The sequence below is a fragment of the Streptomyces sp. NRRL S-495 genome (assembly GCF_000966955.1).
Classification (GTDB): Bacteria; Actinomycetota; Actinomycetes; order Streptomycetales; family Streptomycetaceae; genus Kitasatospora; species Kitasatospora purpeofusca.
Genome location: NZ_JZWY01000185.1, coordinates 1 through 6,720, shown reverse-complemented (window position 1 = coordinate 6,720; position 6,720 = coordinate 1). Strand labels below are relative to the sequence as shown.

The 6,720-nt window shown below is 73.9% G+C and carries 8 protein-coding genes; 3 read left to right on the top strand and 5 right to left on the bottom strand.

Features of this window, described 5'->3' with window-relative positions:
• Both VR45_RS11730 and VR45_RS11725 read left to right on the top strand, forming a co-directional pair.
• Positions 1-1,210, top strand: a 1,210-nt coding sequence (locus tag VR45_RS11730; protein WP_045939642.1) for an ATP-dependent RecD-like DNA helicase, incomplete at its 5' end; no start/stop codon positions are given.
• A gap of 224 nt (positions 1,211-1,434) precedes the next feature.
• The gene (locus VR45_RS11725) at positions 1,435-2,073 is read left to right on the top strand and encodes an ester cyclase (RefSeq protein WP_045939641.1); all 639 of its coding nucleotides are present in this window, start codon (positions 1,435-1,437) and stop codon (positions 2,071-2,073) included.
• Between the two features lie 49 nt (positions 2,074-2,122).
• Here the strand turns inward: VR45_RS11725 and VR45_RS11720 are convergent, their stop codons facing one another.
• Positions 2,123-2,728, bottom strand: coding sequence for a hypothetical protein (locus VR45_RS11720; protein ID WP_030395881.1), 606 nt, complete (start codon positions 2,726-2,728; stop codon positions 2,123-2,125).
• 336 nt (positions 2,729-3,064) lie between these two features.
• Between VR45_RS11720 and VR45_RS11715 the strand changes: the two genes are divergently transcribed.
• Positions 3,065-3,259: a DUF5703 family protein gene (locus VR45_RS11715; RefSeq protein WP_255360265.1), complete on the top strand. Its 195-nt coding sequence runs from the start codon at positions 3,065-3,067 to the stop codon at positions 3,257-3,259.
• Positions 3,260-3,521: 262 nt separating this feature from the next.
• On the opposite strand, the gene VR45_RS48555 is transcribed toward VR45_RS11715, so the two are convergent.
• The 4 genes from VR45_RS48555 to VR45_RS11700 form a co-directional block, all read right to left on the bottom strand.
• A complete protein-coding gene (locus tag VR45_RS48555) occupies positions 3,522-3,599 on the bottom strand; it encodes a hypothetical protein (protein ID WP_234325944.1) in 78 nt (25 codons plus the stop codon).
• Between the two features lie 7 nt (positions 3,600-3,606).
• Positions 3,607-4,440: a chaplin gene (locus tag VR45_RS48550; protein WP_078896435.1), complete on the bottom strand. Its 834-nt coding sequence runs from the start codon at positions 4,438-4,440 to the stop codon at positions 3,607-3,609.
• A 244-nt stretch (positions 4,441-4,684) separates the two neighbouring features.
• On the bottom strand, positions 4,685-4,930 hold the full coding sequence (locus VR45_RS11705) for a chaplin (protein WP_045939640.1): 246 nt from the start codon (positions 4,928-4,930) through the stop codon (positions 4,685-4,687).
• Between the two features lie 208 nt (positions 4,931-5,138).
• On the bottom strand, positions 5,139-6,461 hold the full coding sequence (locus tag VR45_RS11700; protein ID WP_045939643.1) for a M20/M25/M40 family metallo-hydrolase: 1,323 nt from the start codon (positions 6,459-6,461) through the stop codon (positions 5,139-5,141).
• Between the last annotated feature and the right edge of the window lie 259 nt (positions 6,462-6,720).

Sequence of the window (6,720 nt, the reverse complement as noted above, 5' to 3'; positions counted from 1 at the left end):
CGCCCCGCAGGCACCCGCCGCGCCCGGCCCGGCCGCCTGGGAGGCCGCCGCCGAGGCCGCCCCGTCCTCCTCCGCGGCCGCCCTGGTCCGGGCCGCCGCCGGGAGCGCGCTCGTCCTGCACACCGGCGGCGAGGCCGCCCGTGCCGAGCCGGCCGCCCTGCTGGCCGCGGCCACCGGCCTCGGGCTGCGCGCCTGGGCCGCCACCTGGACCGACCACGGCCGGCACGCCTTCGCCGCGCTCGCCCCGGCCCCCGCGCCCGTCGCCACGCTGGCCGAGCTGCTCGCGGGCGCCGCCGGCCCCGGCCGCTCCCCCGACGGCACGCTCGCGCTCGACCTGCTGGTCGTGCTGGACGCCCCGCTGCTGGACGTCGAGCTGGCCGCCACCCTGCTGGAGTCGCTGGCCGACGGCACCCGACTGGTGCTCAGCGGCGACCCGGGCCAGCTGTGGTCCGCCGGTCCCGGCCGGTTCTTCGCCGACCTGCTCACCGCCAAGGTCTGCCCGGCCGTCGCCTCCCGCACCCCGGACTTCGGCCCGATCGGCGAGCTGGTCTCCGGCGTCGGCATCGGCGAGCTCCAGCCGGTCGAGGCGCCGGACAAGGAGGTGGTGATCCTGACCGCCAAGGACTCCGGGGAGGCCGTCCACCGCGCCATCCAACTGCTCACCGACTCCATCCCGCGCGCCCTCGGCATCCCGTCCGAGCAGGTCGTGCTGCTCACCCCGGGCCACGGCGGCGGGGCCGGCACCCGCGCGCTGAACGCGGCCGCCAAGGCCCGGCTCAACCCGGGCCCGGGCCGGTTCGCCGGCTTCGACCCGGGCGACCGGGTCGCCGACTCGCCCGCGCCCGGCCACACCCGGCTGGCCCGGGTGGTCGACGGCGACGCCGCCGGTCTGCACCTGGAGTACCCGGACGGCACCCGCCGCACCGTCGCGCCCGCCGAGGCCCAGAAGCTGCGGCACGGCTGGGCGCTGACCGTCCACCAGGCGGTCGGCCGGCACTGGCCGGGCGCGGTGGTGGTCGTGCCGGACGACGCCGCGGCGGCGCTCAGCCGGCAGTGGGTGTACACCGCGTTCGGCCGGGCCGAGCGGCACCTCTCGGTGGTCCACGCCGCCGGACCGGCGCTCCCGCAGGCCGTCGCCGAGCGCCCGGCCGCGCCGCGCACCACGCGGCTGCGCGCGATCCTCGCCGAGAACGCCGCGCAGGAGTACTGACGGCCGCGGACGGCGTCCGGTCCGCGCACCGGACCGGTCGGAGGGCCCCCTCGTCCGTCGAGGGGGCCCTCCGGCCTTCCCGCGCACCCTCCCGCCATGAACACGATTCATCGTTCCGGTAGAAAGCAAGCCTTGGACGCATGGCACCGGACCGGCGGAGGGTGAGGACATCCCCCGGCGCGCACCTCCGCGCCGGCCGTCCTCCGAGAGGAACGTCCGAAATCATGCGTCCGAAGCCGCGGTTCCGCCCTGTCTCCGCCGCCCTCGCCGGCTCCCTGGCCGGGCTGCTCGCCGCCACCGCCGTCCTCAGCGGTGCGACCGCCGCCACCGCCCGCGACTCCGCCGACCGGGGCTCCGCCCCGGGAGCGGACCGGGCCTGGCGGCTGGTGGACCGCTCGCCCGACCTCGTCCGGCCCCGGGCGCTCACCGTGGACGGCTCGCTGGGGGCCCGCCGGGCCGCGCAGGAGATCCGGCTTGCCCAGCAGCTCTACACCTTCTGGAACACCGGGGAGCAGCGCTACCTGGACGCCGCCGTCGACCGGGACTTCCGGGACAACACCCTCCCGGCCGGGCGGCCGCAGGGGCCCACCGGCCCGGCCGTCGCCTCGCGCGCCTTCCGGGCCGCCGTGCCCGACCTCCGCTGCGAGCTGGCCGACCTCCTGGTCACGGGGGACAAGCTCACCGCCCGGCTGGTGTTCCGAGGGCATTTCACCGGGGAGTTCGAGGGGCGGGCCGGTCGCGGGCAGGCCGTGGAGTTCACCGCGATCGACATCCAGCACGTCGGCGCGCGGCGGATCACCGAGGACTGGCACATCGAGGACAACACCACCCTCCTCGCCCAGCTCGGCGCCGCCGCCGGCTGAGCGGGCTCCGCCCCGCGCGCCGGGCGCGCGGGGCGGACACGGGAGCGGGTCAGTCGTCGAGGTCCTCGTCGTCGTAGACCTCGCTGACGTCGAAGCGGCAGATCAGCAGCTGCGGGTCCGCGTGCTCGAACGGCTCCGGCAGCCACTCCCCCGGCTCGCTCGGCTCGGCAGCCGCCACCCAGAGCGTGGAGTCGCCCTCCTCCAGCCCGAACTCCTCGCTGCGGGCGGCGATCTCGTCCGGCTCGAACTCGCCGAACAGCACGCCGATCGCGGCGTTCACCCCGTCGCCCGCGGCCCCCTCCGGGGTCAGCGAGTCGTCCAGCCGCTCGGCCTGGGCACGCAGCCGCTTCGGGTCGACGATGTGGTAGTCGCGGCGGATCAGCACGCTGATCGCCTCGGGCTGTTCGGGTCCGTGGAACCCGCCCGGCCCCTCGTCCCCGGGGACCTCGAAGGGTGTGACCTCGTCGTAGACCTCGTACAGGAGTTGGTCGTACGCGATGGCCGCCGTCGCGAGCTGCTCGTAGGCGGTGGACACAGCGGAATCATCCGCTGCGCTGGGGCTTGACACCGCTTCCAGATGACGGTCGATGGCGGCCTTGACCGCCTCGGCGGCGGCGCGTACCTCGGCAATGGTGGGCTGCGCGGCATCAGACATGGTGCAGACGCTATCTCCCCCCGGTGCCGGTACGCACAGCGGTTGTCACCTACACCCGCGATTTCACCGCAACTTCCCCCCTGATGTCCGTTCCGCATGCATCTGTCCCCCACCGGGAAGCCCTCGACGGCGCACGCCGGGCGCACGCGCGGGCCCGCCCCGGAGTCGCTTCACCCGGCGCGCCCGGGGTATGCCGACCACAGGAGCAACGGAACTGATGTCCAGTCAGCCAGGTGCGGGCCGGGGCGGCCGAAAATACCCGGGCCCGCTGTCGGAGGCAGGCCTTAGGCTTGCTCGGAGGCGTCCCACAGGAGGAGCGTTTTGACCCCACCGAAGCTGGTCCGGCAGCCGGAGTACGAGTACCAGTCGCTGCGCATGCCGCGCGGGACGTCCCGCAACGCGGCACGCCAACTCCTCACCGATCATGCCGAGTACGGGCACTGGGAGCTCGACAGGCTCCGACTGCTCCCGGACGGCAGCCGGACGGTGCTGCTGCGCCGGCGGATCATCCGGCAGGTTCGGAGCTGGTGACGGTCCAGGGCCGATGACCGTACGGAGCCGGTGACCGCAACAGAGCCGGTGCCCGGCCGGAGCCGGTGACGGCGGCCGTACCGGGCCGTACGGGGGCCGGGGCGCCGCAGGACTGCCGCATCCCGGCCTGGCGGCCCGCCCCCGGTTTTGAGGCTTTCCGGGCCCCCTGACGCCGTCGGACCTCCCGGCGTCCCGGCACGGCACCGGCCCCGGGCCGTGGGGCCCGGGGCCGGTGTGCCGGGGAGTCCGGCGCCGGACGTGCTCAGCGAGCGCCGGCGCGGGCGCGGCGGTAGAGGACGCCGCCGCCGATCAGCAGGGCCAGACCGGCCGCGCCGAGCAGTTCGGTGTCACCGGCGCCGGTGGAGGCGAGCTGGCTGCCCGCCGTGGCGGCGGTCGGGGCCGCGGACGGGCTTCCGGTGCGCGCGGACGCCGGGCGGGCCTGGCCCGCCGACCCGCCCTGCTGGACGCCGGAACCGGTGCCCGGGGTGGCCACTCCGCTCGCGGAGGGTGGCCACTCCGCTCGCGGAGCCACCCGTCGTCCCGCCGCCGGACGGCGTGGCCTCCGACGGGCCGCCGTTCCTGGGCGTACCCGGCGTGGTCACGCCGCTGCCCGGGGTCTGGGTGACGGGCGGGGTGGAGGGGTGGCCGGTGGCGGGCGGCGGCGGGTTGTGCGAGCCGTGCTCCTCCGGGCAGTCCTCGTCGGGCGTGGCGGGCGGAGCGGTGTGCGCGGGCGCGGCCGTGTTGGCGCAGTCGTTGCCGAAGGCCGGGTTGGCGGCGCCGACCACGTCGACCGAGTTGCCGCAGGCGTTGACGGGGATGTGCACCGGGGCCTGAACGCTGTTCCCGGCCGCGACACCGGGTGAGCCGGTGGCCGCACCCGAGGCGCTCGCGCCCGAGGCCGACTTGCCGCCGCCCGTGTGCGCACCGCCATGACGCCCGGAGGCGTTGGCGCAGTTGTTGCCGTACGCCGGGTTCAGCACGCCGATCACATCCACGGTGTTGCCGCAGGCGTTGATCGGCACCTCCACCGGCACCTGCACCGAGTTCCCGGAGGCGACACCCGGCGAACCCACTGCCGCGCCCTCCGCCCCGGCGGTCGCGCTGGCGTAGCCGGCTGTCGAGGCCAGCACACTGCCGGTGGCCACGGCCGTGAGGAGCCCCTTCTTGGCTGCGTTCCTCATATTTTCCCCTGACATTTCGAGACGACGTGACGACCTTCCGAAAGTCGGAATTTCCGATTGGGCGGAGAGGTCCTCGGCTGCATGGGAGAGAACGAAGCAACCCGCAAGGAGGTTGAGCCGTGCAGCCCCCATTCACTCTTTCGAGGGATGTCATGGGCCATCCCGGGGGCGGCCCCGGAAACGCAGGCGCCCCCGGCGCAGCGCGTCCGCCGCCCGGGGGCCCGACTCAACGACCGATCGAGGATCAGACGTTCGCGCAGTGGTTGCCGAACGCCGGGTTCAGCACGCCGATCACACTGATGGTGTTGCCGCACACGTTGACCGGGATGTGCACCGGAATCTGGATCTGGTTGCCGGCCACCACACCCGGGGAACCGGCGGCCACACCCTCGGCACCGGCCCCACCGTGGGCGGAGGCGACACCCGTGGCGGCGAGCACCAGGCCACCGGCGGCGGCGGTCACGGCGGCGATCTTCTTGACCTTCATCATTCCTCCTGTATGAACACCCGGATATCGGCTCCGGGCCATCACAGGAAGCAACGAGATTGCGGCAAACGGGGTACGGAACAGACGTCGCATTCACCCGGACCGGTGATACGACGAACAGGTCATCGAACTGCCGGGCCGGAATCCGTCCGCCCCGCTGTCCGCAAACACGGGAGCCGCACGGTGCACCACCGTGCGACTCCCGTCCCGCTCAGCAGGCGTCGAGGAACCGGTCCAGCACCCGCACGCCGAACTTCAGGCCGTCCACCGGCACCCGCTCGTCCACCCCGTGGAACATCCCGGCGAAGTCCAGCTCCGGCGGCAGCTGGAGCGGGGCGAACCCGAAGCAGCGGATCCCGAGGTCCTGGAAGGACTTGGCGTCCGTCCCGCCGGACAGGCAGTACGGCACCGCCCGGGCGATCGGGTCCTCGGCACGCAGCGCGGTCTGCATCGCCTCGACCAGGGCCCCGTCGAAGCTCGTCTCGATCGCCTTGTCCGAGTGCAGGCTCTCCCGCTTCACCCGCGGGCCGAGCACGCTGTCCAGCTCGGCCAGGAACTCCTCCTCGTAGCCGGGCAGGAAGCGGCCGTCCACGTGCGCGGTGGCCTGGCCGGGGATCACGTTCACCTTGTACCCGGCGCCGAGCATGGTCGGCTGGGCGGTGTTGCGCAGCGTGGTGCCGATCATCTTGGCGATGCCGCCGAGCACCCGGAGCGTCTCGTCCATGTTCTCCGGGTCGAGCTCGACGCCGAGCGCGTCCGACAGCTCGTCCAGGAAGGCCCGGACGGTCTTGGTGATGCGCAGCGGGAACTCGTGCCGCCCGAGGCGGGCCACCGCCTCGCACAGCTCGGTGATGGCGTTGTCGTTGTTCTCCATCGACCCGTGCCCGGCCCGGCCCTCGACCGTGAGCCGCATCCAGTGCATGCCCTTCTCGGCCGTCTCGATCAGGTAGAGCCGATTCCGGTCGTTGACGGTGAAGGAGAAGCCGCCGACCTCGCCGATCGCCTCGGTCACACCCTCGAAGAGCCCCGGGTGCTTGTCCACCAGGTACCGCGCGCCGTAGGTGCCGCCCGCCTCCTCGTCGGCGACGAAGGCCAGCACCAGGTCCCGCGGGGGCTTGCGGCCGGTGCGCAGCCGGTCGCGCACCACCGCCAGGGTCATCGCGTCCATGTCCTTCATGTCGACCGCGCCGCGCCCCCAGACGCAGCCGTCCGCGATCTCGCCGGAGAACGGGTCGTACGTCCAGTCCGCGGCGTTGGCCGGCACGACGTCGGTGTGCCCGTGGATCAGCAGGCCCGGCCGGGACCGGTCCTCGCCCTCGATCCGGACGACGGTGGAGGCCCGCCCCTTGGCGGACTCGATGATCTGCGGTTCGAGGCCGAACTCCGCGAGCTGCTCGGCCACGTACTCGGCCGCCTTCCGCTCGCCCGGACCGGAACCGTCGCCGTAGTTACTGGTGTCGATCCGGATCAGATCGCGGCAGATGTCGGCGACCTCGGACTCCCCCGTCACCTTCGACTCGCTCCGCTCGCTCACGGTCACTCCTCGTCTCTGGCCCGCACCGGCACCCCAGCGCCGCCCCAGGACCTGCACCCGGGTCGCACGAGCACGTCCACCCATCCTCTCCCAGCCCCCGACCCGGATCCACCCCCAGGAAACACGCCGACACACCGCCGCAACCCCCACTCCCCCGCCCAGGCCCGTTTTGGGACCGGCAGCGGATCACTGCTACAGTTACATCTGTCAGCGCGGCCGACGAACAGAAGGAAGCCGCTGAGACAACACCCGGTCCGGG

What these genes read in the sequence shown, in the direction of transcription:
- VR45_RS11725 (WP_045939641.1), top strand. Translation starts at nt 1,435, where the DNA reads ATGCGTCCGAAGCCGCGGTTCCGCCCTGTCTCCGCCGCCCTCGCCGGC.
- VR45_RS11720 (WP_030395881.1), bottom strand. Translation starts at nt 2,728, where the DNA reads ATGTCTGATGCCGCGCAGCCCACCATTGCCGAGGTACGCGCCGCCGCC.
- VR45_RS48550 (WP_078896435.1), bottom strand. Translation starts at nt 4,440, where the DNA reads ATGAGGAACGCAGCCAAGAAGGGGCTCCTCACGGCCGTGGCCACCGGC.
- VR45_RS11705 (WP_045939640.1), bottom strand. Translation starts at nt 4,930, where the DNA reads ATGATGAAGGTCAAGAAGATCGCCGCCGTGACCGCCGCCGCCGGTGGC.